The sequence below is a fragment of the Piscinibacter sp. XHJ-5 genome (assembly GCF_029855045.1).
Taxonomy (GTDB): Bacteria; Pseudomonadota; Gammaproteobacteria; order Burkholderiales; family Burkholderiaceae_C; genus Albitalea.
The window spans coordinates 6,128,789-6,155,169 of the sequence record NZ_CP123228.1; the positions used below are offsets into that span (position 1 = coordinate 6,128,789).

At 64.8% G+C, this 26,381-nt stretch carries 25 protein-coding genes and 2 rRNA genes; 18 read left to right on the plus strand and 9 right to left on the minus strand.

All coding sequences use genetic code 11. The annotated features are described in order from the left end of the window. Window positions 1-78: 78 nt before the first annotated feature. Window positions 79-1,560 (plus strand): AMP nucleosidase, encoded by a 1,482-nt coding sequence (locus P7V53_RS29025; protein ID WP_280152961.1) that lies wholly within the window; start codon window positions 79-81, stop codon window positions 1,558-1,560. 10 nt (window positions 1,561-1,570) lie between these two features. Here the strand turns inward: P7V53_RS29025 and P7V53_RS29030 are convergent, their stop codons facing one another. Continuing rightward, window positions 1,571-1,813: a hypothetical protein gene (locus P7V53_RS29030; RefSeq protein WP_280152962.1), complete on the minus strand. Its 243-nt coding sequence runs from the start codon at window positions 1,811-1,813 to the stop codon at window positions 1,571-1,573. Window positions 1,814-1,823: 10 nt separating this feature from the next. Beyond that, complete coding sequence (locus tag P7V53_RS29035) at window positions 1,824-2,393, minus strand: hypothetical protein (RefSeq protein WP_280152963.1); 570 nt, start codon at window positions 2,391-2,393, stop codon at window positions 1,824-1,826. Between the two features lie 262 nt (window positions 2,394-2,655). On the opposite strand from P7V53_RS29035, the gene P7V53_RS29040 reads away from it, so the two are divergent. From P7V53_RS29040 to P7V53_RS29065, 6 genes are all read left to right on the plus strand, one after another. Further along, on the plus strand, window positions 2,656-3,297 hold the full coding sequence (locus P7V53_RS29040; protein WP_280152964.1) for a YHS domain-containing (seleno)protein: 642 nt from the start codon (window positions 2,656-2,658) through the stop codon (window positions 3,295-3,297). Between the two features lie 137 nt (window positions 3,298-3,434). Beyond that, a complete protein-coding gene (gene fusA, locus P7V53_RS29045) occupies window positions 3,435-5,495 on the plus strand; it encodes an elongation factor G (protein ID WP_280152965.1) in 2,061 nt (686 codons plus the stop codon). Window positions 5,496-5,612: 117 nt separating this feature from the next. Next, the gene (locus P7V53_RS29050) at window positions 5,613-5,837 is read left to right on the plus strand and encodes a glycine zipper 2TM domain-containing protein (protein WP_280152966.1); all 225 of its coding nucleotides are present in this window, start codon (window positions 5,613-5,615) and stop codon (window positions 5,835-5,837) included. 119 nt (window positions 5,838-5,956) lie between these two features. Continuing rightward, a complete protein-coding gene (locus P7V53_RS29055) occupies window positions 5,957-6,574 on the plus strand; it encodes a hypothetical protein (protein WP_280152967.1) in 618 nt (205 codons plus the stop codon). Between the two features lie 333 nt (window positions 6,575-6,907). Then, entirely contained in the window at window positions 6,908-7,075 is a 168-nt protein-coding gene (locus tag P7V53_RS29060) for a hypothetical protein (protein ID WP_280152968.1), read from the plus strand. 42 nt (window positions 7,076-7,117) lie between these two features. Further along, window positions 7,118-7,384: a hypothetical protein gene (locus P7V53_RS29065; protein WP_280152969.1), complete on the plus strand. Its 267-nt coding sequence runs from the start codon at window positions 7,118-7,120 to the stop codon at window positions 7,382-7,384. Between the two features lie 52 nt (window positions 7,385-7,436). Here P7V53_RS29065 and P7V53_RS29070 read toward each other — a convergent pair whose 3' ends face one another. Then, window positions 7,437-8,291, minus strand: a complete 855-nt coding sequence (locus P7V53_RS29070) for an aldo/keto reductase (protein WP_280152970.1) — start codon at window positions 8,289-8,291, stop codon at window positions 7,437-7,439. A 124-nt stretch (window positions 8,292-8,415) separates the two neighbouring features. Between P7V53_RS29070 and P7V53_RS29075 the strand changes: the two genes are divergently transcribed. From P7V53_RS29075 to P7V53_RS29095, 5 genes are all read left to right on the plus strand, one after another. Continuing rightward, window positions 8,416-9,522, plus strand: a complete 1,107-nt coding sequence (locus tag P7V53_RS29075) for a DUF2855 family protein (RefSeq protein ID WP_280152971.1) — start codon at window positions 8,416-8,418, stop codon at window positions 9,520-9,522. A 28-nt stretch (window positions 9,523-9,550) separates the two neighbouring features. After that, window positions 9,551-10,321 carry an ABC transporter ATP-binding protein gene (locus tag P7V53_RS29080; protein WP_280152972.1) on the plus strand — a complete coding sequence of 257 codons (771 nt, stop codon included), beginning with the start codon at window positions 9,551-9,553 and terminating at the stop codon, window positions 10,319-10,321. Next, the gene (locus P7V53_RS29085; protein ID WP_348273454.1) at window positions 10,321-11,082 is read left to right on the plus strand and encodes an ABC transporter permease; all 762 of its coding nucleotides are present in this window, start codon (window positions 10,321-10,323) and stop codon (window positions 11,080-11,082) included. The genes P7V53_RS29080 and P7V53_RS29085 overlap by 1 nt, the downstream gene beginning before the upstream one ends. A 20-nt stretch (window positions 11,083-11,102) precedes the next feature. Beyond that, window positions 11,103-12,119, plus strand: a complete 1,017-nt coding sequence (locus P7V53_RS29090) for an ABC transporter substrate-binding protein (RefSeq protein ID WP_280152974.1) — start codon at window positions 11,103-11,105, stop codon at window positions 12,117-12,119. Between the two features lie 79 nt (window positions 12,120-12,198). Continuing rightward, the gene (locus P7V53_RS29095; protein ID WP_280152975.1) at window positions 12,199-13,032 is read left to right on the plus strand and encodes an HDOD domain-containing protein; all 834 of its coding nucleotides are present in this window, start codon (window positions 12,199-12,201) and stop codon (window positions 13,030-13,032) included. A 3-nt stretch (window positions 13,033-13,035) separates the two neighbouring features. Here the strand turns inward: P7V53_RS29095 and P7V53_RS29100 are convergent, their stop codons facing one another. Then, entirely contained in the window at window positions 13,036-13,518 is a 483-nt protein-coding gene (locus P7V53_RS29100; protein WP_280152976.1) for an Lrp/AsnC family transcriptional regulator, read from the minus strand. Between the two features lie 134 nt (window positions 13,519-13,652). On the opposite strand from P7V53_RS29100, the gene hppD reads away from it, so the two are divergent. The 3 genes from hppD (at window position 13,653) to P7V53_RS29115 (ending at window position 16,596) form a co-directional block, all read left to right on the plus strand. Next, window positions 13,653-14,768, plus strand: a complete 1,116-nt coding sequence (hppD, locus tag P7V53_RS29105) for a 4-hydroxyphenylpyruvate dioxygenase (RefSeq protein ID WP_280152977.1) — start codon at window positions 13,653-13,655, stop codon at window positions 14,766-14,768. 5 nt (window positions 14,769-14,773) lie between these two features. Further along, window positions 14,774-15,652: a phenylalanine 4-monooxygenase gene (phhA, locus tag P7V53_RS29110; protein ID WP_280152978.1), complete on the plus strand. Its 879-nt coding sequence runs from the start codon at window positions 14,774-14,776 to the stop codon at window positions 15,650-15,652. Window positions 15,653-15,792: 140 nt separating this feature from the next. After that, window positions 15,793-16,596: a hypothetical protein gene (locus P7V53_RS29115; RefSeq protein WP_280152979.1), complete on the plus strand. Its 804-nt coding sequence runs from the start codon at window positions 15,793-15,795 to the stop codon at window positions 16,594-16,596. Here P7V53_RS29115 and P7V53_RS29120 read toward each other — a convergent pair. The 3 genes from P7V53_RS29120 to P7V53_RS29130 are packed head-to-tail and all read right to left on the minus strand — an operon-like array spanning window position 16,500 to window position 19,598. Beyond that, a complete protein-coding gene (locus P7V53_RS29120; protein WP_280152980.1) occupies window positions 16,500-17,444 on the minus strand; it encodes an alpha/beta fold hydrolase in 945 nt (314 codons plus the stop codon). The genes P7V53_RS29115 and P7V53_RS29120 overlap by 97 nt on opposite strands. Before the next feature lie 21 nt (window positions 17,445-17,465). After that, window positions 17,466-19,079, minus strand: coding sequence for a GMC family oxidoreductase (locus P7V53_RS29125; protein ID WP_280152981.1), 1,614 nt, complete (start codon window positions 19,077-19,079; stop codon window positions 17,466-17,468). Between the two features lie 12 nt (window positions 19,080-19,091). Continuing rightward, complete coding sequence (locus P7V53_RS29130) at window positions 19,092-19,598, minus strand: hypothetical protein (protein WP_280152982.1); 507 nt, start codon at window positions 19,596-19,598, stop codon at window positions 19,092-19,094. Between the two features lie 143 nt (window positions 19,599-19,741). Here P7V53_RS29130 and P7V53_RS29135 point away from each other — a divergent pair, with 143 nt between their 5' ends. From P7V53_RS29135 to P7V53_RS29145, 3 genes are all read left to right on the plus strand, one after another. Beyond that, window positions 19,742-20,464 (plus strand): hypothetical protein, encoded by a 723-nt coding sequence (locus P7V53_RS29135; protein WP_280152983.1) that lies wholly within the window; start codon window positions 19,742-19,744, stop codon window positions 20,462-20,464. An 82-nt stretch (window positions 20,465-20,546) separates the two neighbouring features. Then, the gene (locus P7V53_RS29140; protein WP_280152984.1) at window positions 20,547-22,211 is read left to right on the plus strand and encodes a long-chain-fatty-acid--CoA ligase; all 1,665 of its coding nucleotides are present in this window, start codon (window positions 20,547-20,549) and stop codon (window positions 22,209-22,211) included. A 6-nt stretch (window positions 22,212-22,217) separates the two neighbouring features. Beyond that, window positions 22,218-23,144: an MBL fold metallo-hydrolase gene (locus tag P7V53_RS29145; RefSeq protein WP_280152985.1), complete on the plus strand. Its 927-nt coding sequence runs from the start codon at window positions 22,218-22,220 to the stop codon at window positions 23,142-23,144. Between the two features lie 89 nt (window positions 23,145-23,233). Here the strand turns inward: P7V53_RS29145 and rrf are convergent. Next, a 5S ribosomal RNA gene (gene rrf / locus P7V53_RS29150) occupies window positions 23,234-23,346 on the minus strand. A gap of 150 nt (window positions 23,347-23,496) precedes the next feature. Continuing rightward, window positions 23,497-26,368: ribosomal RNA gene (locus tag P7V53_RS29155) — 23S ribosomal RNA — on the minus strand. Between the last annotated feature and the right edge of the window lie 13 nt (window positions 26,369-26,381).

A 26,381-nucleotide genomic window follows, 5' to 3' on the forward strand; every position in this document is an offset into this window, starting at 1 on the left:
GGCGCGTCGAGTGTAGCCATGCGTTGCAGGGGTCGCGGGGCGAGAATAGGCACAACGATCCCCAAGGAACAGAACAACATGCCATCGGTCCCGCCCTTCATCGCGCCGGCCAGCTTCGAGGACCCGGCCGCAGCGCTCGATCAGCTGCGCGGCATCTACGACGCCAGCGTCGCGCACCTGCGAGACGCGCTGCAGCGCTTCGTCGCCGGCGAAACACTGACGCAGCACGTGCGCGCCTGCTACCCCTTCGTGCGCGTGCACACCGACACCGTTGCGCGTGCCGACTCTCGCCTGTCGTACGGCTTCGTTGCCGGGCCCGGCACCTACGAGACCACGCTGACACGCCCGGATCTTTTCGGCGAGTACTACCTCGACCAGTTCCGTCTGCTGATGAAGAACCACCACGTGGCGTTGGAGATCGGCACCAGCGCCCAGCCCATCCCGGTGCATTTCTCGCTCGCGGAGAACGACCACCTCGAAGGGTCGCTCGACGCCGGCCGGCGCCTGCTGATGCGCGACCTCTTCGATTTGCCCGACCTCGGCGCGATGGACGACGGCATCGCCAACGGCACGCACGAGCTGCGGCCGGGTGAGGCGCAGCCGCTCTCGCTGTTCACCGCCCCCCGGGTCGACTATTCATTGCACCGGCTGCGCCACTACACCGGCACGGCGCCGGAGCACTTCCAGAACTTCGTCCTGTTCACCAACTACCAGTTCTACATCGACGAGTTCGTGCGCCTCGGCCACGAGGCCATGGCCGGCGGCAACGGCGACTACAGCGCCTTCGTCGAGCCGGGCAACGTGATCACGCGGCGCGCCGGCCTGCCGATGCGCCCCGGCGACGACCTGGGCGCGCCGCCACCGCGGCTGCCGCAGATGCCGGCCTACCACCTGGTGCGCAACGACCGCAGCGGCATCACCATGGTCAACATCGGCGTCGGCCCGGCGAATGCGAAGACCATCACCGACCACATCGCCGTGCTGCGCCCGCATGCCTGGATCATGCTCGGCCACTGTGCCGGGCTGCATACCACGCAGCAGCTCGGCGACTACGTCCTCGCACACGGCTACGTCCGCGAGGACCACGTGCTTGACGAGGACCTGCCGCTGTGGGTGCCGCTGCCGCCGCTGGCCGAGGTGCAGCTCGCGCTCGAGGCGGCGGTGGCCGACATCACGAAGCTCAAGGGGCGCGAGCTGAAGCGCATCATGCGCACCGGCACCGTCGCCAGCACCGACAACCGCAACTGGGAGCTGCTGCCGCAACGCACGCCGGAGCGCCGCTTCAGCCAGAGCCGCGCGATTGCGCTCGACATGGAAAGCGCGACCATCGCGGCCAACGGCTTTCGCTTCCGCGTTCCGTACGGGACCCTGCTGTGCGTCTCGGACAAGCCGCTGCACGGCGAGATCAAGCTGCCCGGCATGGCCAACCATTTCTATCGCGAGCGCGTGGATCAGCACCTTCGCATCGGCATCCGGGCCATCGAGCTGCTGCGCCAGGCCGGCGTGGACCAGCTGCACAGCCGAAAGCTGCGCAGCTTCGCCGAGGTGGCGTTCCAGTAGCGCGCCCGCGCTACTTGCGCAGCTTGTGGTAGGTGGCGTCGGCCACCGGGCCGCGGTCGGTATCCTGCTTGCCGCTGGTCACGTCGTCGTGACCCTGGCGCATGCGCTCGCGCGACTGCCCGGTGGCGGCGCTGTCGGCGGCCGGCGTCTCACCGGTCTGGTCTTCGGCGGACTCGTCCCGCTCGTGCGGCAGCTTGGGCCGCGTCTCGTCTTGCTGCGACACGGACGTGCCGCGCTTGGTGGTTCGGGGCATGGAACTCCGTTCAGAACTGGCCGCGCAGGTAGACACCCAGGCCGCCCTTGCGCGGCCGCACCGAAAGCCGGTAGCCGGAATCGAAGTGCACGCCGATCGTGCCGTGATCGAAGCCGAGCGTGCTCTTGGCGGGCTTCCATTCCATGCCGACCTTGGTGTTGACGTAGTAGCCCTCGCCGTCGGGTGGCAGTCCGCGCGCACCGAGCGCGTCGGCGTAGACGGCCGAATGCATGGACGTGCGATAGCGCAAGCCGACCGAGAGTGTCGGTGCTGCGCCGGTGAGCGTGACGGGTGCGCCGATTCCTTCGGACGGAGGTCGGACGTAGCCGAGCGTGCCGACACCGACACCCATCGCTGCCGGTCCCCGCGACAACCACAATCGGTAATTCACACCGGCAAGTTCTGTCATCTGGCGACCGTCCGAGGTCAGCGCGGGAGCACCGGGAGGCGTCAGGCGGCTGCGGGTAGCGTCGACCTCGGGCGCCACGCTCCAGCGGCTCGGGATGCTGTTCCTGCTTTCCACCGCGGCGGTGGTCATCTCGGCGGCGGTCTCTGCGGGGGGCTCGGCCCAGGCGCCCATGGCGAGCGACGCTGCGGCACAGCAGAGCGCTCTTCCGGCAACCGGGATCCGGGTCGACCCGAACAACGACAGACATGGAGCGCTGGTCGTCATGGCCGTATATGAGCAAGTGAAATGCCTGAGCGACAGTTTCGTCCTCGGACAGTCCCGGGTCTGTCGGCCGCGATTGTCACTGCCTGTAGGACGTGATGCATGCCGATGCCGATTGGCGCGCAGGGGCCGCTGTCGCATACTGCGGCCCCTTCGCCTGCGGAGCGCCTGCATGACGCATGTCCTCTTTCTTCGACGCTGGCTCTGCATGGCGGTACTCGGCCTGGCGGCCACCGCGTTCGCCCAGGACTTCGATTCGCCCAACCAGGGGCCGTTTCGCACGACGAGCGACGGCGCCGACGACAAGCTGATGCTCATGGGCTACGACGCCGTCGGCTACTTCACCGAGGGCCGTGCGTTGAAGGGCGATCCGGCGATCAAGACGGAGCATCTGGGCGTCACCTACCGTTTCGCCAGCGAGGCGAACAAGGCAGAGTTCCTCAGGCAGCCGCAGAAGTACATGCCGCAGTTTGGGGGGTTCTGCTCCAACGGCATCAACTACGCCGTGCCTTGGGGCGCGGGCGGCGGACCCGACACCTGGCGCATCTACCGCGGCAAGCTCTACGTCTTCGGGGGACAGGCCTCACGCGACCACTTCGAGATGGACACCGAGCGCAACCTGCGCCTGGCCCACCGGTACTGGAACGAGGAGGTGGCCGGGTCCAACGCTTTCCTGACACGCGCCAGGCGCCTCGTGTTCCGCGTGCCGCACTACAAGACAGACCGGGAGCTGCGCGAGGAGTGGGAGGGCAAGCGGGCGGCAGGGACGCTGCCCGTGATGCCTGGTGCGCCGCAGGTGGTGCCGGCGCAGTAGCACGGTCAACATCAAGGGCACCCGATCCCGATTGCCGCTGGGCCCGCGATCCCGTACGCTCAGCGCCATCGGACCGCCCCCACCACGGCGCGCCGCGCCGCGGGCTGCTTCGGGTCGGCCTTCACGGGAGAGCGCGCATGTCGACAGCGAATCCGGAGATTGCCTGCATCCGAACGATCGCCCTCGTCGGGCAGACGGCGGCGGGCAAGACCAGTCTGGTGGAGGCGCTGCTGTGCAAGGCGGGGGCGATCGGGGCGCCGGGCAGCCTCGAGCGCGGCACGACGGTATCCGACTTCGATCCGCTCGAGCGCCGCGCGCAGCATTCGCTCAACGCCGCCGTGGTGCACTTCAGCCACAACGGCGCCAACATCCACCTGATCGACACGCCGGGTTACGCCGACTTCGTCGGGCAGTCGATGACCGCGCTCGAGGCGGTGGACACCGCCGCGGTCGTGATCAATGCGCAGGTCGGCATCGAGATGATGACCACCCGCATGATGGAATGGGCCGCCAAGCGCAACCTGTGCCGCATGATCATCGTCAACAAGATCGATGCGCAGGGTGTGGACCTGCCCGAGCTGGTGGCGCAGGTCCAGCTCCAGTTCGGCAAGGAGTGCCTGCCGCTGACCCTGCCGGCCGCCGGCGGCACCGAGGTCGTCGACTGCTTTTTCAATCCGGCCGCGAAGCCGGGCCACGAAGCCGACTTCTCGTCGGTGGAGAAAGCGCACCGGGCGCTGGTGGAGCAGGTGGTCGAGGTCGATCCGGACTTCGTGGAGCGCTACCTCAACGACGGCGACGTCGATCCGCGCGAGCTGCATGCGCCCCTGGAGCAGGCGCTGCGCGAGGGGCACCTCATTCCCATCTGCTTCGTGTCGGCGCGCAACGGCGCCGGCGTCAGCGAGCTGCTGGACGTCTTCGAGAAGCTGCTGCCGAACCCCACCGAAGGCAACCCGCCGCAGTTCTATCGCGGCGAAGGCGCCGACGCGGTCGAGTTGCATGCCGATCCCGATGCCGGCAAGCACGTCATCGCCCATGTGTTCAAGGTCACCGTCGATCCGTACGTCGGCAAGATGGGCATCTTCCGTATCCACCAGGGCACCGTCACCAAGGACAGCCAGCTCTACATCGGAGACGGTCGCAAGCCGTTCAAGGTGGGACACCTGTTCAAGCTTCAGGGCAAGGAGCACGTCGAGGTGGTCAAGGGGGTGCCGGGCGACATCTGCGCAGTGGCCAAGATCGACGAGATGCACTTCGACGCGGTGCTGCACGACGCCGCCGAGGACGACCACCTGCACCTGAAGCCGCTCGAGTTCCCGGTGCCGGTGCACGGCCTGGCGATCGAGCCCAAGCGGCGCGGCGACGAGCAGCGCATGTGGGAGATCCTGCAGAAGCTCGTCGACGAGGACCCCTGCCTCAAGGTCGAGCACGTGGCCACCACCAACGAGACGGTGGTCTACGGGCTGGGGGACCTGCACCTGCGCACGCTGCTCGAGCGCATGAGCGAGACGTACAAGTGCGAGGTCAATACCCGGCCGCCACGCATTGCCTACCGCGAGACCATCACGGCGCCGGCCGACGGGCACCATCGGCACAAGAAGCAGAGCGGCGGTGCGGGACAGTTTGGCGAGGTCTTCCTGAAGGTCGAGCCGTTGCCCCGTGGCAGCGGCTTCGAGTTCGTCGATCAGGTCAAGGGGGGAACGATTCCCACCCAGTTCATCCCCGCGGTCGAAAAGGGCGTCCGCCAGGCGATGGACAGTGGCGTGATCGCCGGCTTTCCGGTGAAGGACGTGCGCGTCATCGTCTATGACGGCAAGTCGCATTCGGTCGACTCCAAGGACATCGCCTTTGCCACGGCCGGCCGCAAGGCCTTCGTCGATGCGATGCTCAAGGCCAGGCCCATCGTGCTGGAGCCCATCGTCAAGGTCGAGATCACTGCGCCCGAGCAGTCCATGGGCGACATCACCGGCGACCTCTCGTCCAAGCGAGGCCAAGTCAGCGGCACGCACGCCATGCAAGCCGGCAGCATGACGGTGAGCGGCCAAGTGCCGCTGTCCGAGTTGAACGGCTACCAGGCGCGGCTGAACGGCATGACCGGAGGGCAGGGCCGCTACACGCTGGAGCTGAGCCATTACGAAGCTGTGCCGCCGAACATCCAGCAACAGCTGATGGGGCAGTACAAGGTCAAGGAAGAAGACTGACCTGGTTCGTTATTCCGCTGTAGGACAGGGCGGACAGGTTTTGGCCGCAGTGTCCGACTGACGCGGCATGCTGCCTGAAGCATTCTTATGGCACCGAAAGCCATAGGAGAAGCAGTGATGAACACGACTGGACGAACCCTCTCGACCACTGCGCTGGTCGTCGCGCTCGCCGCAGGCCTGGGAGCCTGCTCGGGCATGTCGCACCGGGACAAGACGACGGCTGCCGGCGCGGCCGTCGGCGGCGTCGCCGGCTCGGTTCTGACGAACGGCAGCGCGATCGGCACCATCGGCGGTGCAGCCGTGGGTGGCGTGGTCGGCAACGAAGTCGGCAAGAAGAAGTAGTAGTTTCGCCCCGGTGGGGTGAACAGGCTGGACGGATCGACCATCGACCGAACCAGCCGGAGGCGGGCCCTGCGGGGCCCGCCTCTCATTTCGGGACGCACGGAACGCGCCGGTCCTGTATGGATCAACAGGGCAACGAAGCTTTATCATGTGCCCTCATGCATGCCGGCCCCAGAGACGTCGCCCAGATCCGCCTCGACAACGCGCTGGCCCTCTTCGACGAATTTGTCCACCACACGGTGAAGCACCCCGATGCCGCAACGCTGCGCGGCCTCGAACGCCGCTTTGCCGAGCGTCTCCAGATCCAGCCGAGCTACTGGAGCCAGATCAAGGGCCGCTCGCGGCAGATCGGTGAACGCCTGGCGCGTCAGTTCGAGCAGCTGTGCCACAAGCCCTACGGGTGGATGGACCAGCCGCACGACGAATTCTCCGCCCCGAATCCGATCGCCTCGCCGTCCCGCACCGAGGACGACGACGCACTGCGCAACGTCCCGCGGGACGACGACGAGCGCTTCATCGTGGGCCTGGTGCTCACGTACTACCGCCGCCACCCGCAGAAGGCACGCACCCGGCTGCTCGATCTGCTGGGAGAGGTGCTGACCCCGGCGCCCTCCCCGACGTCGCCGTCCGCGCGCGGCACGGTCGCCGAGCGCAGGAACGTCGCGCCCGCGGACGATCCGCGCGAATTGTGGACACGCACGCAGTCCGGCGTGGCGCCGTTGAAACGCAAGAAGTGACCCCCGTGTCCTAGGGGGTTGAAAAGGCACCCGTGCCTCTTGCGCCGCAGATAATCGATCATTTATCATTTGCGCAAGCTGTGACTCACCGCAGTTCCGCAGCGAAGCCATCCCGCAACCCCACCGCAACGCCTCAATGTCCCGCACCCTTGCACTGAATCACACGACGTCGTCCCGCGCGCTGCGCTGGACCGTCGCTGCGAATCGGTTCATGGGCGTCCGGCAGGCGCCGCCCGGTCCACGCTGTCCCTGAGCGTTCCAAGGAACACTCCACACGGCCCGGGATGCGCATCGCCCCGGGCCGTTTTGTTTTTGCCGCCGAGGAGACCCACCATGACGATGACCATCACGCCCCGCAAGCCACGCAATCCGCTGGTCGCGCCCTCGCATTTCCGCCGCGCTGGATCCCATCGCCCGGGTGGCGGCGCGCTGCGACAGCAATCCAGCCGTGCGCTGCGTCGCGAGCTCGACCAGCTCGCCCGTCCCAAACCAAGCCCCTGAGACCCCGGCGCCCACGAGGCGCCGTCCCGAGAAGGAACCATCATGACGAGCTTGAAGCCCCTGCCTTGGAGCCCCGTCGTTTCGAGGCCTCCCTGGATCCACCTGGCGCGCCACGCGGCGGCCGCGGTGTTGCGCACCGCCAGCGCGCTGCTGGCGCACCTGGCCCACCGCGTCGCGCTGCCCGCACCGGTGCCGACGCCGCCCCTGCCTGCGGTGCTCGAGTTCTACGCCGATGCCGGCGCGCCCGAAGGCGCGCTGTACCTCGACGGCGAACTGGTCGGCTGGATCCCCGGCGTGCGTCGCCTCTGATGAGCGCCGCACCAGACAGCCCGGCCCGCTTCGGCGGCCGGGCTGTCTTTTGTCAGCTCATCGCGAGCGGCCGTTTGCGCTTCGGAGGCGGAAAGCGTTGATCGAGCTCGGCCATGTCTTCGGCGCGCAGCACGAGCTCACGCGCCGCCAGGTTTTCGCGCAGGTGGGCTTCGCGCACCGCCTTGGGGATCGGCATCACGCCCGGCTGGGCCAGCACCCAGGCCAGCGCCACCTGTGTCGGGCTGACGCCGTGCCGGCGGGCCACGTTGGCGAGCGCCGGATCGCCTGCCAACCCCCCTTGCGCGAGCGGGCAGTAAGCCATGCATGGCATGCGATGAGATCGCAGCCACGGCAGCAGATCGACCTCGATGCCGCGCTCGCTGAGCGCGTAGTACACCTGGTTCGCGGCACACCGATCGCCATGCTCGACGCCGATGAGCTCCTCCATGTCGTCGGTGTCGAAGTTGCTGACGCCCCAGTGCCGGATGAGGCCCTGCTGCTTCAGCGCCTCGAAGCCGGCAACGGTTTCCCCCAGGGCATGCTGGCCGCGCCAGTGCAGCAGGTAGAGATCGATTCGTTCGAGCCGCAGTCGCTTGAGGCTGCGCTCGCAGGCGGCGCGCACGCCGGCGCGGCTGGCGTTGTGCGGGTAGACCTTGCTGACGACGAACAACTCCTCGCGACGCAGTTCGCCGGCCGCGACCGCCTGGCCCACGGCCTCGCCGACCACCTCCTCCGCGCCACCCTCGCCATACATCTCCGCCGTGTCGATGACGCGATAGCCCATCTGCAGCGCCAGTCTCACGGCCGCCACTTCGGCTCGTTGACTCCCGGGCGACTCGCCCGTCCGCCAGGTGCCCAACCCCAAGGCGGGCAGTGTTTCTCCGGTCGGCAGTGTCACGAGCTGCATGGGCATCTCCTCGGGGAGATGGCATCGTAGCGGCGGCATGCCGACCCTGTCGCGCGCGTGATAGCGCCGTGCCGCGCAGCCGCGCACGCTGCCCCTCCGGCTTTCCCATCGCAAGGAGACACGCATGACTGCGTCCAGCTTCATCGTGAAACGCGACGACCTGCGCCAGACTCGCTCGGTCGACGACGCAGCCGCCACCTCGCCGTTGCCTGCCGGCGCGGTGCGCGCCCGCATCGACCTGTTCGCGCTGACCTCGAACAACGTCACTTACGGCGCGTTCGGCGACACCATGCACTACTGGGACTTCTTCCCCTGTGAAGTCGCCGGCTTCGGCCATGTGCCAGTCTGGGGCTTCGCGGACATCGTCGAGTCCCAGGCCGAGGGCGTCGTGGTCGGCGATCGCTGCTACGGCTACTACCCGATGAGCAGCCACGTCATCCTGGAGCCGGTGCAGGCGGGTCGCACCGGCTTCGTCGACGCAGCGGCGCACCGCCAGGCGCTGCACGCGCTCTACAACAAGTACCTTTGCACCACCGGCGACCCGTTGTACCGGCGCGAGCACGAAGCCGAGATCGCACTGCTGCGCCCGCTGTTCACCACCTCGTTCCTCATCGACGACTTCCTCGCCGACCAGGGCTTCTTCGGTGCACGCAGCGTCGTGCTCGCCAGTGCCTCGAGCAAGACCGCCTACGGCACCGCCTTTTGCCTGTCGCAGCGGCGCGGCACGCCCGGTGCGCCGCGCATCGTCGGGCTCACCTCGCCGGCCAACGTCGCGTTCACGCGCGGGCTCGGCTGCTACGACGACGTCGTCGCCTACGACGAGTTCGAGCGGCTGCCGGCCGATGAGCCTTGCGTGTACGTCGACATGAGCGGCAGCGCCCCGCTGCGCGAGCGCGTCCATGCGCACTGGAACGACCGTCTGATGCACAGCTGCGCGGTCGGCGGCACGCATTGGAGCGAGCTGGGCGGCGGCCAGGGACTGGCCGGGCCGCGCCCCGTTCTCTTCTTCGCGCCCGCGCAGGCGCAGAAGCGCATCGCCGAGTGGGGCGGAGCTGGCCTCGCCCAGCGCATCGCCGCGGCCTGGACGGCCTTCATGAAGCCGGTGACCGATCCGGCGTCACCGTGGCTCACGGTCGTGCGCGGACACGGAGCGCGCGAGGTGGAGGCCGCCTGGCGCGGACTGATCGAGGGCGGCGCGGATCCCCGCCGAGGTCAGGTGCTGAGGCTGTGATCGGCGGCATGGGGCACACTGCCGCCCCATGTCCGAGCGTGCGCTGATCTCGCTGCAGTCCGTCGACAAGCAGTTCGCCAACGGGGTGTGGGCTCTGCGCGGCGCGACGTTGCAGGTCGTCGAAGGCGAATTCGTGTCGCTGCTCGGCCCTTCGGGATGCGGCAAGAGCACGGTGCTGCGCTTGGTCGCGGGGCTGGACACGGCCAGTGCCGGACACGTCGTCGCGGCGCCCGGCCACGGCGGCACGGGCTTCGTGTTCCAGGAGCCCACGCTGATGCCCTGGGCAAGCGTATCGGACAACGTGTGGCTGCCGCTGCGGCTGGCCGGGCGGTCGCGCCGCGAGGCGCGCGAGCGTGTGCATGCGCTGCTGCAGACCGTCGGGCTGGCCGAGTTCGCGCATGCCTTCCCGGCCGAGCTGTCGGGCGGCATGAAAATGCGCGCGTCGATCGCCCGGGCATTGGTGACGCAGCCACGTGTGCTGCTGATGGACGAGCCGTTCGCGGCGCTCGACGAGATCACCCGCCAGCGCCTGAACGACGACTTGCTGCGCTGGTGGCAGTCGCAGCCGCTGACGACGCTGTTCGTCACCCACAGCGTGTTCGAGGCGATATTCCTCAGCCAGCGCGTGGTCGTGATGAGCGCGCGACCGGGACGCGTCGTCGCCGACGTCGCCATCGACGAACCCTATCCGCGGCACGCCGGCTTCCGCACCTCGACGCACTACGCACAGCTGTGCCGCGAGCTGTCGAAGGCGCTCGAGCGCGCCATGCACGGCCAACCTGCTCCCGAGAGGCAGTGATGGGACGGCTGCTGCCGCTGGCCAGCCTGCTCGCGCTGATCGCCGGCTGGGAGGCGCTCGTGCGGCTGGCCCATATCCCGCACTACACGCTGCCCGCGCCATCGCTGGTGCTCGCCACGCTGATCGAGCACTTCGGGTCGCTGGCAGCGAGCTGGTGGTTCACGCTGAAGATCACCGTCGGCGCGCTCGCACTGGCATGCGCGGGCGGTGTGCTGATTGCGTCGGCCTTCGCGCTGTCGCGGCCGCTGGAGCGCGCGCTGTGGCCGCTTGCCGTGGTGCTGCAGGTGACGCCCATCGTCGCCATTGCGCCGCTGATCCTGATCTATGTCGAGAGCACGACGGCCGCACTCCTGCTGTGCGCCTGGATCGTCGCCTTCTTTCCGATCCTGTCGAACACGGTCATCGGCCTTCGCGCCGCCGATCCGCACTTGCGCGACCTCTTTCGGCTGTACCGCGCGACGCCGCTGCAGCGATTGCGGCTGCTGCTGGTGCCGTCGGCCTTGCCGTACTTCGTCGCCGGGCTCAAGATCTCGGGCGGCCTGAGCCTCATCGGCGCGGTGACGGCCGAAATGGTGGCCGGCGCAGCAGGCCGCGAGACCGGTCTGGCATCGCGAATCCTCGAGGCCAGCTTTCGCACCGAGACGCCGAAGATGTTCGCCGCACTCCTGCTGCTCGTTGCGACCGGCGTGCTGATCTTCTGGACCTTCAACGGCCTGTCGCGTCTGCTGCTCAGCCGCTGGCATGCTTCGGAGAAGGACTGATTCCGATGACAGGAGGATCGATGACCCACACCCTTGCACGACTGGCCGCCTCCACGCTGCTGCTGGTTGCCACGCTTGCTCCGGCCGACGACAAGGTCGTCTTCGCCACCAACTGGAAGGCCCAGGCCGCGCATGGCGGCTTCTACCAGTCCGTGGCCGACGGCACCTACCGCAAGTACGGCCTCGATGTGACCATCCAGCCAGGGGGTCCGCAGGTGAACAACCGCCCACTGCTGCCCGCCGGCCGCATCGATTTCCTGATGACGGGCAATCTCCTGCACAGCTTCGACAACGCCAAGAACGGCGTGCCGACCGTGGTCGTCGCGGCCATGTTCCAGAAGGACCCGCAGGCGCTGATCGCTCATCCCGGCCAGGGCTATGAGCAGTTCGACAACCTGAAGAACGCGCCGGTCGCGCTGATCGCCAAGGACGGCCAGTTCACCTGGTGGCAGTGGCTCAAGGTGACCCACGGCTTCCAGGACGAGGCGCTCAAGCCCTACAACTACAACCTCGGCCCCTTCCTCGCCAATCCCAAGGCAATTCAGCAGGGCTACTCCGTGGCCGAGCCGATCTACGTCGAGAACCAGGGCAAGTTCAAGCCGGTGGTGCACCTGCTCGCCGACCACGGCTTCTCGACCTACTCCACGCTGATCGAGGCCCGCACCGAGACCGTCAAGAACAAGCCCGAGCTGGTGCAGCGCTTCGTCGATGCATCGGTGCTCGGGTGGGTCAACTACCTCTACGGCGACCGTCGCGCGGCCAACGCGATGATGATGAAGGACAACCCCGAGATGACGGTGGCCGAGATGGAGGCGTCGGTGGCGCTGATGAAGGAGCAGGGCATCGTCGATTCCGGCGAGGCGGCGCGCAACGGCATCGGCGCCATGAGCGAGACGCGCATCCGCGACTTCTACCAACAGATGGTGAAGGCGGGCCTGTACAAGGCCGGCGAAGTGGACCTGTCGAAGGTCGCCGCAATGCAATTCGTCAACAAGAAGGTTGGCCTTGACGTGAAAGGCAAGCTCGGCGGCAAGTGAGCGGGCTCAAGCCGGCCCGGCGATCGGCCGAAAACCAGGGACAGTTCCCCGGTGTGGGGTGCCCTGCCGCCGTACTGTCATGGAGACCATCCGCCTTACCCAGCCGCTTCGTGACCTGGCCGCGTGGACCGCGTGCTTCCAGGCCGCCGAGATTCCGGTGCTCAGTTCCACGGCGCAGGCGGTGGAGGAGCTTCGCCTCAACGAGGACGCGGTCGACGCCAACCTGATCGGCGAGACCGTTGCCGGCGATCCGCTGATGACGCTGCGCCTGCTGGCGCATGCCGCCGCCAACCGGCCGCCGCGCATGCTGACCGAGCCCGAAACGGTGACCGCGGCCGTCGTGATGATGGGCATCGCGCCGTTCTTTCGGGCCTTCGGTCCGCTGCCGACGGTGGAGGACCGGCTGCACGACCAGCCGGAGGCACTGCAGGGCCTGCGCGACGTGCTGAGACGAGCCCATCGCGCCGCGAACTTCGCGCTCGGCTTCTCGGTGCATCGCATGGATCACGACGCGGCGGTGATCCACCACGCCGCCTTGCTGCACGACTTCGCGGAGTTGCTGTTGTGGTGCCACGGGCCCGAACTCGCGCTGCGGATCCGGCGCGCGCAGGAGGCCGATCCGACGCTGCGCTCGAGCAGCATTCAGCGGACCGTGCTCAACATCACCATCAGCGAATTGCAGCAGGCGCTGATGCGCGCCTGGCGGCTGCCCGAGCAGCTGGTGCGCTTCAGCGACGATCGCCATGTGGAGCACCCCAGCGCGCGCAGCGTGATGCTGGCCATCCGCTTCGCGCGCCACACGTCGCGAGGCTGGGACAACGCTGCCCTCCCGGACGATGTGCGCGACATCGCGCAACTGCTCAACCTGTCGGAGGCGGCAGCCTGGCAGGTGCTGCGCCAGCTGGATTCGTAGGGCTTACACCGGCACGGCGGTGGTGTTCTTCACCCGGTCGAGCACGAAGCTCGTCTTGCAATCCTCGACGCTGGGGTGCTTGAGCAGCGTGTCCATGATGAAGCGGGAATAGTGCGCCATGTCCTCGACCACCACGCGCAGCAGGTAGTCCATCTCGCCGGTCAGAGCGGCGCACTCCACCACCTCGGGCCAGGTCTGCACCGACGCCTTGAACAGGTCCATCGGATTGCGCTTGTGGACCTCGGTGTGCTTCTCCAGGCGCACATTGAGATAGGCGGTGAGCCCGAGGCCCACCCGCTCCGGCGGAATCAGGGCCACGTAACCCGCGATCACCTTGTCCTCCTCGAGCCGCTTGACGCGGCGCAGCGTCGCCGATGGCGACAGCTTCACCTCGGCGGCCAGCTCGTCGTAGGTCATGCGGCCGTCGGCTTGCAGCGCTCGAAGAATGCGTCGATCGATGGCATCGAGCCGGACTTCGGTTTCCATGGCCGCCATTTTGCAGGTTTGATGCGTCACCGTCCATCATGGCGATGAAACTTGCAGAAAAACTGCGGATAAACGCTCCTACAGTGCGACATCGACGTTGATCTGCGTCAAATCCACCCACACAGGAGCGCCGCATGCAATTCACCCCCTGGGACAACCCGATGGGCACTGACGGTTTCGAATTCGTCGAGTACGCGGCGCCGGACCCTGTGGCACTCGGCCGTCTCTTCGAGACCATGGGCTTCACCGCGATCGCGCGGCACCGCCACAAGAACGTCACGCTGTACCGGCAGGGCGAAGTCAACTTCATCATCAACGCCGAGCCCAACTCATTCGCCCAGCGCTTCGCGCGCCTGCACGGGCCCAGCGTCTGTGCGATGGCCTTTCGTGTGAGGGACGCGGTCGTCGCCTACGAGCGCGCACTCGAGCTGGGCGCCTGGGGCTTCGACAACCAGACCGGCCCGATGGAGCTCAACATCCCGGCCATCAAGGGAATCGGCGACAGCCTCATCTACTTCGTCGACCGCTGGCACGGCAAGGGTGGCGCCCAGCCGGGCGCGATCGGCAACATCAGCATCTACGACGTCGACTTCGTGCCCATTCCCGGCGCGCAGGCGAACCCGGTGGGATGCGGGCTGACCTACATCGACCACCTGACGCACAACGTGCACCGCGGCCGCATGAAGGAGTGGGCCGACTTCTACGAGCGGCTGTTCAACTTCCGCGAGATCCGCTATTTCGACATCGAGGGCAAGCTCACCGGCCTGAAGAGCAAGGCCATGACGAGCCCATGCGGCAAGATCCGCATCCCCATCAACGAGAGCTCCGACGACAAGAGCCAGATTGCGGAGTACCTCGACCTCTATCACGGTGAAGGAATCCAGCACATCGCGCTGGGCACCTCCGACATCTACGCGACGGTCGATGCGATGAAGCGCAACGGCGTCGCCTTCCAGGACACCATCGCGACCTACTACGACATCGTCGAGAAGCGTCTGCCGAACCACGGCGAGAACCTCGAGGAACTGAAGCGCCTGCGCATCCTGATCGACGGCGCCACGCATCAAGGCGCGCCGAACGAACTGCTGCTTCAGATCTTCACGCAGACGGTGATCGGCCCGATCTTCTTCGAGATCATCCAGCGCAAGGGCGACCAGGGATTCGGCGAAGGCAACTTCCGCGCCCTGTTCGAAAGCATCGAACTCGACCAGATCCGCCGTGGCGTCCTGGCCGAACACACAGCGGAGTGAACACCATGCTGGCCGAAAAAGCTGTCAACCAGGGCGTCGCCCCGGTTACCTATGGGCAAGGCGATCGTCCGCCGCGAGGCGACTATGCATCGGCGCGGGCCGACTACACCTGCGATCAGAACTGGTCGGCGTACACGCCAGAGGAACATGCGCTCTACCGCCGGCTGTACGAGCGGCAGGCCGCGCAGATGCGCGGGCTGGCCTGCGACGAATTCATCTCGGCTGTGCAGCATCTGGGAACGCCGGAACGCATCCCGCGCTTCGACGAGCTGTCGCAGACGTTGTACAAGCGCACCGGCTGGGAGGTCGTGGCCGTGCCGGGGCTCATCCCGGAGGAGGCATTCTTCGCGCTGCTCGCCGCGCGCCGCTTTCCCGTCACGGGCTGGCTGCGCAAGCCGGAGGAGTTCGACTACATCGTGGAGCCGGACGTGTTCCATGACCTGTTCGGGCATGTCCCTCTGCTGTTCGACCCGGTGTTCGCCGACTACATGCAAGCCTACGGCGCGGGCGGCCTGAAAGCGAGCCGTCTCGACGCCTGCGAGCTGCTCGCGCGCCTGTATTGGTACACCGTCGAGTTCGGGCTGATCCGCACCCCGCAAGGCGTGCGTGCCTACGGGGCGGGCATCCTCTCGTCGGCCGGTGAGCTGCGCTACAGCGTCCAGAGTCCCGAACCCAGCCGTGTCGGCTTCGACCTGCAGCGCATCATGCGCACCCGCTACAAGATCGACAGCTACCAGGCGACCTACTTCGTCATCGATTCGTTCCAGCAGCTGTTCGATGCGACTGCGCCCGACTTCACGCCGATCTACCGCGCCGTGCGCGAGCTTCCCGAGATCGAGGCGGGCGCCGTGCTGCCCGGCGAAAGCTTGATCGCCGCCGAATGACATCACCCCCTATCGGGGGTCGTTCGAGCGAGCGATTGTGAGGTCCACCTCTCGCGCCCACACTGGGGCCTCTCCGTTTGGGGCACGTGTTTGCCCGAGAGGCGAAACCCATGTCGGCTCGAATGTCACAAGCGTGCGCCATGGTCCTGCTGCTGGCCATGGCCTTCGCATTGGCAGTGGGCTTCCTGGCATGGGGTCCGATCGCCATCACGGCCGCTGATCACCGCTTCGCCGACGAACGCGCCGGCTTCGGCGTGCCGCAGGTGGTCAACACATTGGCCGGCATCCCTTTGCTCGTGGCCGGCGTGCTCGGGTTGCGAGCGGCGAAGCGCGGCCACTGGCCCACGGCACTGCGCACGCCGTGGTCGGTCTTCTTCGTCATGTGCACCGCGCTGTCGGCGATGGGCATCGCGTACCACGTCGCGCCGAACGACGTCGGCTTGGCGTTGAACCATCTGTTCGCCGCCGCCGCACTCGCGTCGCTGACGATGGGCTTTCTGGCGGAACGAGTCGATGCGCGGCTCGGAAGCAGACGCGTGCTGGCGGTCGCCATGGGAGCGGTTGCGGCGGGCGGTTTGTGGTGGTGGATCGGCCAGGGGGCCAATGGCAGTGGTGACTTGCGGCCGCTCTTGTTCCTCGAAACCTTGCCGGTGCTGCTCATCCCGGCAGGGGCCTTGAGCCTCGCGGGACATCACACCGGCGCCGGCGACTGGCTCGGCATGTTGGGACTCTACGGGCTCTGCCGGATGGCCGGAATCGCGGACAGCACAATCTATGCGCTCACTGGCGCCATCAGCGGCCACACAGTGATGCACCTGTCATGGGCCGCCGTCGCGGCCTGGCTGGCCTACCGCGCCGCAGTCGCTCCCGGCTCCGCACGCGTGACAGCGCCCGCGCTTTCAGACCCGATCCAGCGCAGCACCTCCCTGAACACGTCGTCGTGATGAGCCATGTGCACATGCGCGGTTCCAACGATGTGCCGGTTGTCGGCCCCGGGCAGTGTGGCCGTCGAAGCCGGAAAAACTACGTTGTCGCAATGCCCGTAGAAGCACGTGAAGCGCTCGAAGCGTTGCGGCGGTTCGCGTGCCGCCAGCTGCTGCTGCCACTCGCTGCCCAGCCTCATCTGGCGCGTGTTGTTCGTCCGCCCGAACCGGCCGAGGAAGGTCCCTCGGTGCGGAGTGCCGATCGTGATGACCCGATGCACGCGCTCGTCGCCTTGCGTGGCGGCCAACCAGGCACGTGTCGCGAGGCCACCCATGCTGTGCGCCACGACGACGGGCGCCGAGCCGGTCGCTGAGCGCACCTTCTGCACGGCCGCGTCGATGACGTCGGCGTAGCGGTCGATCGAACCGAACACCGGCTCCAGGTTCACCGCGACAAAAGGCACGCCGAGCGCGCGCAGCCGCGCCATCAGTGGGTTCCACAGTCCGCGATTGCAGACGAATCCGTGCACGAACACGACGCCGCGTCGCTGCGTGCCCGCCGGCAGATGATCCGGTTCCGCATTCGAGCGAAACGGCTGGCGCCAGCAGAACACCCGCGCCGCGGTATGCACTTCGCCCCACCAGGCTTTGAACAGCTGCCACGCGGTCGCTCGCGGGGTTGGGTCGTTGCGGTTCACGAACCAGAGCAGCACGAACTCGAGGGCCAGGACGAGCGCATAGCCGAAGAGGAGCAGCAGCGCCCCGGTGCCGGCCCACACCGGCTCTCCGCGGGCCCCGAAGTAGGCGGCCCACAGCAGGGCCGCGGCAATGAGTCCCAAAGTAGTGACTTGTTGCAGGCGGGCGAGCATCGGAGGATGCTAGCAGCGCGCTCAGGCCAGCTTCACGTCGCGGCCGCTGAGCTGCTTGGCGAGCCGCGTCGCGAGCAGGTTCACGAGTCCGTAGATGGAGAGCTGGGGATTCGCTCCCACGCTGGTGGGAAACAGCGAGCCGTCATGCACGGAGAGATTCTCGAGTTGCCAATGCACGCCATCGGGCCGCACGACACCAAGGCGCTCATCGCCAGCCAACCCGCATCCCCCCATCACATGCGCGCTCACGACGCGGGTGAGGAGCGGCTTCATCGGCAGCCCATGAATGGCGTCGCGCGCCTGCGCCCAGCTCGTGTACGAGGAGGCCAGCTCATGCACCGGCTGCACCGTCTCGGCGCCCGCGGCGAACTGGATCTCCGCCATGCTGAGCAGCGCGCGCCGGGCGCCGTCCATCACGAAATCGTTGAGCGGATAGTCCAGCACCGGCGTGCCATCTCCACGCAGATGCACTTCGCCGCCGCGCGATTGCTCGTGGAATCCGTCGCGCAGCAACGCAAGCAGTGTGTGCGTGTGCGGGAAGCGCTTGAGCATGTCAGCCTGTTGTCGGCCGTACCCAGGCAGCGTCGACGCGAAGATGAGCGGATGAATCGGCGGCGCCTCGAGCTTGTACCCGATGGGACCGTCGATCGGATGGGTGTGAAGGAAGTGATCGGAGTAGATCGTCTGCGGGGCGCCGTTCCAGCCTTCCACCGCATGCCGGAAAGTCGCAGCCGACAGCACCACCGGGTGGAGGAAGGTGCGTCGCCCCAGCAGGCGGTGCGGATCTGGTGCCAGCGATCGCTTGAGCAGGGCCGGCGAGTTGATGGCGCCACCGGCCACGATGTAGTGCCGCGCAACGATGCGAGTCTGCGAGTTGGACAATTCCGTGCCGTCTCGCTGAACGGCCTCGCACTTGAGGACACGGACCTTGCCGCCTTCGATCTCGAACTGTCGCGCCCGCGTTTGCACCAGCAGCTTCGCGCCCCGGTCCAGCGCGGCGGGAATTGTCGTGACGAGCATCGACTGCTTGGCGTTCGTCGGGCATCCCATGCCGCAGGACCCGAGATTCCAGCAACCCTTCACGTTGCGGTCGATTACCGCGGCGGCGATGCCGAGCTTGATCGCACCGCGACGCAGCAGGTCGTTGTTCTCGTTGGGCTGGGTGAGCCAGGGGCCGATGTTCAGGCGGCGCTCGGCTTGCTCGAACCAGGGCGCCATCGCTTCTTCGGTCAACTGCGGCAATGCAAAGTGCTCGCGCCAATGCTTCAGTGTCGGGCCAGGCGTGCGGAATGAACTGGTCCAGTTGACGGTGGTGGAGCCGCCGACGCAGCGGCCCTGCAGGATGTTGATCGCCTTGTCGACCGTCTTGCGCGCCGCGCTCTCCTGGTAGAGGCTGGGGTATGCCTCGCTCTCGCGCTGGCGGAAGTCGCTGCTGCTCTTCAGCGGTCCTTCTTCGACCAGCACGACGTCGAGCCCCGCGCGGGTAAGGAGTTCGGCGGTGATGCCAGCGCCCGCGCCTGTACCCACGATGACGACATCGCATTGCAAGGCTGCAGGCAGCGCGCCATGGGGGCCGCCAAGGACTTTCCAGCCTCGCGCGAGGCCGTCGCGCACGGGATCGGGGAGTTGACTCATGTCGAGGCTCGTTCAGATGTCGCGCGGTCCCGGATAGCCCGTGAGCGCCCAGATTTGTGGGGCGGCGTAGTACGCAGCGTTGGTGAGATCGCGCAAGGCGTGGTAGGCCTGCTGGCGCAATGCGATGTTCGACGTGCGCATGCCTTGCAACGCGTGCTGCAACTGCTCGACGCTCGCGTCGGGCCAGTCGGTGTGCAGACCCGCCAGCGCGACGCGGCCCGGCGGTGATGCGAGCAGCATGAGCAGTTGGGAAAGCTCGTGATGGGTCGCGGCCGGAAAGCCGGCGAGCGTCTCGTCGAGCCGCTCCAGGTGCGATTCGAGTGCTGCCGATCGCTGCGCGGCATCAGCAGGAAGACTGCCGTCGAGCACCGCACGGGCGACCGCGTGGAACACCGAGCGAGCGGCGGGCGTCATTCGTCCGTCGGCCCATCCGGGCTTCAACAGCGCGAGGCCGCCACCGGCGAGCGCGAGCAGTGCCGCCGCACCGAAACCAAGCTTGAGCCAACTTCGTCGTTGCATGGACTGTGCACGGGATGGAGATCGATCGAGTGTTGCATCGATCGACCGGGCGCCCTTAGGGACCCCCGACTAAGTCGTGATCTCGAAAACCCGAAGCCCGATCGCACTAAAGTGATGTGTCTCGTTGAATCTCAATCGCCGCGATGAGCGCTCACGCCGACTCGATACTTGCCCACCTGCGCACTGTCGATGCGGAGCGCCGACGGCGCTCCGGCCAGCCGGACATGACCGCACGCGTCCAAGCGCTGAAGACGTATCAACAGAAGCGCTTTTCCCACAGTTACGCCGATTTGCTGAAAACCGCTCGCTACGGGCCGGCGGCGCGATTCTTTCTGGACGAGCTCTATGGTCCGCATGACTTCAGCGAGCGGGATGCGCAGTTCGCGCGGGTGGTACCGGCCTTGGTCCGGCTGTTCCCACACGAGATCGTGGCGACCGTGAACACGCTGGCCGAACTGCATGCGCTGTCGGAGGTGCTCGATTCGATTGCGGCGGGTCATTTGCCGGACGCGCACGTCGATGCGGCCCGCTATGTGAGCGCATGGCAGGCCACAGGGCGAGCGGACGACCGCGAGAAGCAGATTGCCCTCACGCTGGGGGTCGGCGAATCACTCGACAGGCTGACTCGCAATCCACTGTTGCGGCACACGCTGCGCATGATGCGAGGTCCGGCGAAGGCGGCCGGACTCGGCGCGTTGCAGAGCTTTCTGGAGATCGGGTTCGACACGTTCAAGGCCATGCGCGGGGCGGGCGATTTCCTCGCGACGATCGCCACACGGGAAAGGGCGCTGGCGCGTGCCTTGTTCGAGTCGTCACTCCAGGGCGATGGACGCCTAGGTGACACCGCGTTAGGACAATTACCGTAGCGATGGCCCCAGGGCCCCGCGACTATCGTCCGAAGCGTCAGTCATCGGAGGCCTTGTGCTGCAAGCCGTTGTCAAACCCTGGTTGAAGAACTACCCGTCCGGCGTGTCACCGGAAATCGACGTGACACAGTACGCGTCGCTGGTGCAGCTGCTGGAGGAATCGTTTCGCAAGTACGGCGCGCGCGACGCCGCCGTCTGCATGGACACCCGTGTCAGCTACCGCGATATCGATGAGATGTCGGCGGCGCTTGGAGCCTGGTTGCAAGGCAAGCGCCTGAGCCGCGGCGCACGCGTGGCGCTGATGATGCCCAATCTGCCTCAGTACATGGTCGCGATAGCGGCAGTGCTGCGCGCGGGATACACGGTGGTCAATGTGAATCCGCTCTACACGGCCCGCGAGCTGGAGCATCAGCTCAACGATTCGGGTGCCGAAGCGATCATCGTGCTCGAGAACTTCGCCAAGACCCTGGAGGAAGTGATAGCCCGCACTCGAGTGAAGCACGTCGTGCTGGCTTCGATGGGCGACATGCTCGGCTTCTGGAAAGGGATGCTCGTCAACTTCGCGGTCCGCCACGTGCGCAAGATGGTCCCTGCTTTCAGCTTGCCGCTGAGCGACGGCCGCACGGTGTCGCGCTTTAACATGGCAGTGGCCGACGGCATGCGCATGAGCCTGAGCCGTGTCGAGATCGGTCCGGACGACGTGGCGTTTCTACAGTACACCGGCGGCACGACGGGCGTCTCGAAGGGCGCCACGCTTCTTCATCGCAATGTCGTGGCCAATATCCTTCAGGCGGAGGAGTGGTTCAAGCCGATGCTCGCCAGGATCGGCGAGAAGCAGATCGTAGCCGTGTGCGCGCTGCCTCTGTATCACATCTTCGCGCTGACCTGCTGCTATCTGTTTGGAGCGCGGCGCGGGATGATGAACGTCCTGATCCCCAATCCGCGCGACATCCCGGGCTTGGTGAAGACGCTGCAGCGACATCGCATTCACATGTTCCCTGCGGTGAACACGTTGTTCAATGCCTTGACCAACGATGCCGATTTCGCACGGCTCGATTTCTCGGAGCTCGTCATTTCGAACGGTGGGGGCATGGCGGTGCAGAAGGCCACGGCGGACAAGTGGCTCAAGCTCACCGGCTGCCCGGTGATCGAGGGCTATGGACTGTCGGAGACATCGCCCATCGCCACCATCAATCGGGCCGACTTGACGGAATTCACGGGCACGATCGGCTTGCCGATCTCGAACACCGAGCTGAGCATTCGTGACGACGAAGGGCGCGAGGTGTCCATGGGAGAGCCCGGCGAGATCTGCATTCGCGGACCGCAGGTCATGGCCGGCTATTGGAATAGGCCTGACGAGACCGCCAAGGTCATGACAGCCGATGGGTTCTTCAAGTCGGGTGATGTAGGCGTCATGGACGAGCGCGGCTACTTTCGGATCGTCGATCGCAAGAAGGACATGATCCTGGTGTCGGGATTCAACGTGTATCCCAATGAGCTCGAGCAGATCGTGAATCTGCATCCCGGAGTGCTGGAGTGTGCAGCGGTGGGCGTAACGGATGCCAAGTCGGGGGAAGCCGTGAAGCTTTTCGTGGTGAAGAAGGACTCGACGCTCACCGAGGAGGATTTGGCGGAGTACTGCAAGCAGAACTTCACTGCATACAAGCGGCCGAAATACATCGAGTTCCGCGACGAGTTGCCCAAGTCGAATGTCGGCAAGATCCTGCGGCGTGAACTTCGGAGCTGAGCGGCAGTGCGGGAGGATCTTGATCGCGCTGGCATCACGGTCCTCGAGCGGGGCTGGCTTTCGTCGAACAACGTCCTGATTCGAGGCGCAGCGGGCTCCGGCGCGACACTCGTCGATACTGGCTACTGGATTCATGCCGATCAAACAGTCGCCTTGGTCCGCCACGCGTTGGCTGGCGAGCCGTTGCTGCGCGTTCTGAACACGCATCTTCACTCGGATCACTGCGGTGGCAACGCCGAGATTCAACGCGTCTTCGGCTGTGGCATTGATGTGCCCGCCGGCGAGGCGGAAGCGGCCGATGCTTGGGATTCGCAACAACTGACCTACGAAGCGACCGGGCAGTTTTGCCCTCGCTTCAGGCGCACGGGGGTTCTCTCGCCGGGCAGTGTCCTGATTGCCGGCCGGTGGCACTGGGAAGTCGTCGCCTCACCCGGTCATGACCCGCGGTCGGTGGCGTTGTATCAGCCCGATCTGGAGGTGCTGATTTCGGCGGATGCGCTGTGGGAGAACGGATTCGGAGTCGTCTTTCCGGAGTTGGAAGGCTCGTCGGCGTTCGCGGACGTTCGCCAAACTCTGGAGGCGTTCTCCTGCTTGCGAGTGCGCTGGGTGATTCCCGGTCACGGTCAACCGTTTTCGGAAATGCGCAGCGCCGTCGATCGCGCTCTTCGCCGGCTGGAAGGTTTTGAGGTGGACCCGGCCATGCATGCGCTGCATGCGGTGAAGGTCCTCATTAAGTTTCGCTTGCTCGAAACTCGAGAAGCGACTTGGGAGAGTTTGCTCGCGTGGCTTGCCGGCGTTCGCTATTTCGAGCTGGTTCGACGGCGGTATTTCCCCTCGAGTGATTCAAGCGGATGGCTGCAAGCGCTTGTAGAGAGCATGATCCGACGAGGTGCGCTGGCGTCGGTTGGAAATCGAATCAAGAATGAACCATGATTCAAAATTCCGTCCCAACAGTCACCCGATAGAACACCAGCTAGAAATGAAAAGGCCCCCGTCTGAACGACGGGGGCCTTCTGTTATTAGCCTGACAATGTCCTACTTTCACACGGGAATCCGCACTATCATCGGCGCTGAGGCGTTTCACTGTCCTGTTCGGGATGGGAAGGAGTGGGACCACCTCGCTATGGTCATCAGGCTTAACCGGTCACCGACCTGCCCCTCGGGCAAGTCAGCCAATTCGTAGAGTCTGCCGAGATTTTCGGCTCATCAGCTTTTGATTGCGCGCAGCTTCAATTGAAGACTGGCATAACTTGAACTCTCGCTTTGACTCATTCGTCAAAGTTATAGGGTCAAGCCTCACGAGCAATTAGTACTGGTTAGCTTAACGCATTACTGCGCTTCCACACCCAGCCTATCAACGTCCTGGTCTCGAACGACTCTTCAGGGGGCTCAAGGCCCCGGCAAGACTAATCTTGAGACGAGTTTCCCGCTTAGATGCTTTCAGCGGTTATCTCTTCCGCACATAGCTACTCGGCAATGCCACTGGCGTGACAACCGATACACCAGAGGTGCGTCCACTCCGGTCCTCTCGTACTAGGAGCAGGCTCTCTCAATCTTGCAGCGCCCACGGAAGATAGGGACCAAACTGTCTCACGACGTTTTAAACCCAGCTCACGTACCTCTTTAAATGGCGAACAGCCATACCCTTGGGACCGGCTACAGCCCCAGGATGAGATGAGCCGACATCGAGGTGCCAAACACCGCCGTCGATATGAACTCTTGGGCGGTATCAGCCTGTTATCCCCAGAGTACCTTTTATCCGTTGAGCGATGGCCCTTCCATACAGAACCACCGGATCACTTAGTCCTACTTTCGTACCTGCTCGACTTGTCAGTCTCGCAGTCAAGCACGCTTATGCCTATGCACTATCAGCACGATTTCCGACCGTGCCTAGCGTACCTTCGAACTCCTCCGTTACGCTTTGGGAGGAGACCGCCCCAGTCAAACTGCCCACCATACACTGTCCCCAACCCGGATAACGGGCCAAGGTTAGAACCTCAAACACACCAGGGTGGTATTTCAACGTTGGCTCCACGACACCTAGCGGCACCGCTTCAAAGCCTCCCACCTATCCTACACAGATCTGTTCAAAGTCCAATGTAAAGCTACAGTAAAGGTTCATGGGGTCTTTCCGTCTTTCCGCGGGGAGATTGCATCATCACAAACATTTCAACTTCGCTGAGTCTCTGGAGGAGACAGTGTGGCCATCGTTACGCCATTCGTGCAGGTCGGAACTTACCCGACAAGGAATTTCGCTACCTTAGGACCGTTATAGTTACGGCCGCCGTTTACTGGGACTTCAGTCAAGAGCTTGCACCCCATCATTTAATCTTCCAGCACCGGGCAGGCGTCACACCCTATACGTCGACTTTCGTCTTTGCAGAGTGCTGTGTTTTTAATAAACAGTCGCAGCCACCGATTCTCTGCGGCCTCATTGGGCTCCCCCTGTGCGGGTTCACCTACTAAAGGCACACCTTCTTCCGAAGTTACGGTGTCAATTTGCCGAGTTCCTTCTCCAGAGTTCTCTCAAGCGCCTTAGAATACTCATCTCGCGCACCAGTGTCGGTTTGCGGTACGGTCGTGTGTAGCTGGAGCTTAGTGGCTTTTCCTGGAAGCAGGGTATCACTCACTTCAGCGGCAAGCCGCCTCGTTATCACACCTCAGCTAAGCCCTCCGGATTTGCCTAGAGGGCACGCCTACATGCTTGAACCGGACACCAACAGCCGGCTGAGCTAACCTTCTCCGTCCCCACATCGCACTACACATCGGTACAGGAATATTGACCTGTTTCCCATCAGCTACGCATCTCTGCCTCGCCTTAGGGGCCGACTCACCCTACGCCGATGAACGTTGCGTAGGAAACCTTGCGCTTACGGCGAGGGGGCTTTTCACCCCCTTTAACGCTACTCATGTCAGCATTCGCACTTCTGATACCTCCAGCAGACCTCACGATCCACCTTCACAGGCGTACAGAACGCTCTCCTACCACGTACGCTTGCGCGCACATCCGCAGCTTCGGTAACTGGCTTAGCCCCGTTACATCTTCCGCGCAGGACGACTCGATCAGTGAGCTATTACGCTTTCTTTAAATGGTGGCTGCTTCTAAGCCAACATCCTGACTGTTTTAGCCTTCCCACTTCGTTTCCCACTTAGCCAATTTTAGGGACCTTAGCTGGCGGTCTGGGTTGTTTCCCTCTTGTGTCCGGACGTTAGCACCCGGTGCACTGTCTCCCAAGCTGTACTCATCGGTATTCGGAGTTTGCAATGGTTTGGTAAGTCGCCATGACCCCCTAGCCATAACAGTGCTCTACCCCCGACGGTAATACTTGAGGCACTACCTAAATAGTTTTCGGAGAGAACCAGCTATTTCCAAGTTTGTTTAGCCTTTCACCCCTATCCACAGCTCATCCGCTAGTTTTGCAACACTAGTCGGTTCGGACCTCCAGCAGGTGTTACCCTACCTTCATCCTGGCCATGGATAGATCACTTGGTTTCGGGTCTACACCCAGCGACTGAACGCCCTATTCGGACTCGATTTCTCTACGGCTACCCTATTCGGTTAACCTTGCCACTGAATGTAAGTCGCTGACCCATTATACAAAAGGTACGCCGTCACCCTTGCGGGCTCCGACTGTTTGTATGCATGCGGTTTCAGGATCTATTTCACTCCCCTCCCGGGGTTCTTTTCGCCTTTCCCTCACGGTACTAGTTCGCTATCGGTCGATTACGAGTATTTAGCCTTGGAGGATGGTCCCCCCATCTTCAGACAGGATTACACGTGTCCCGCCCTACTTGTCGCACGCCTAGTTCCACCACCGACTTTTTTCTTACGGGGCTATCACCCACTATGGCCGGACTTTCCATTCCGTTCTGATAAATCGATGGCTAAAACGTGCAGGCTGTTCCGATTTCGCTCGCCACTACTTTCGGAATCTCGGTTGATGTCTTTTCCTCGAGCTACTGAGATGTTTCAGTTCACCCGGTTCGCCTCGCACACCTATGTATTCAGTGTGCGATACCTTTCGGTGGGTTTCCCCATTCGGAAATCTCCGGATCATAGCTAATTTGCCAGCTCCCCGAAGCTTATCGCAGGCTATCACGTCCTTCGTCGCCTGTAATCGCCAAGGCATCCACCACATGCACTTAGTCACTTGACCCTATAACTTTGAC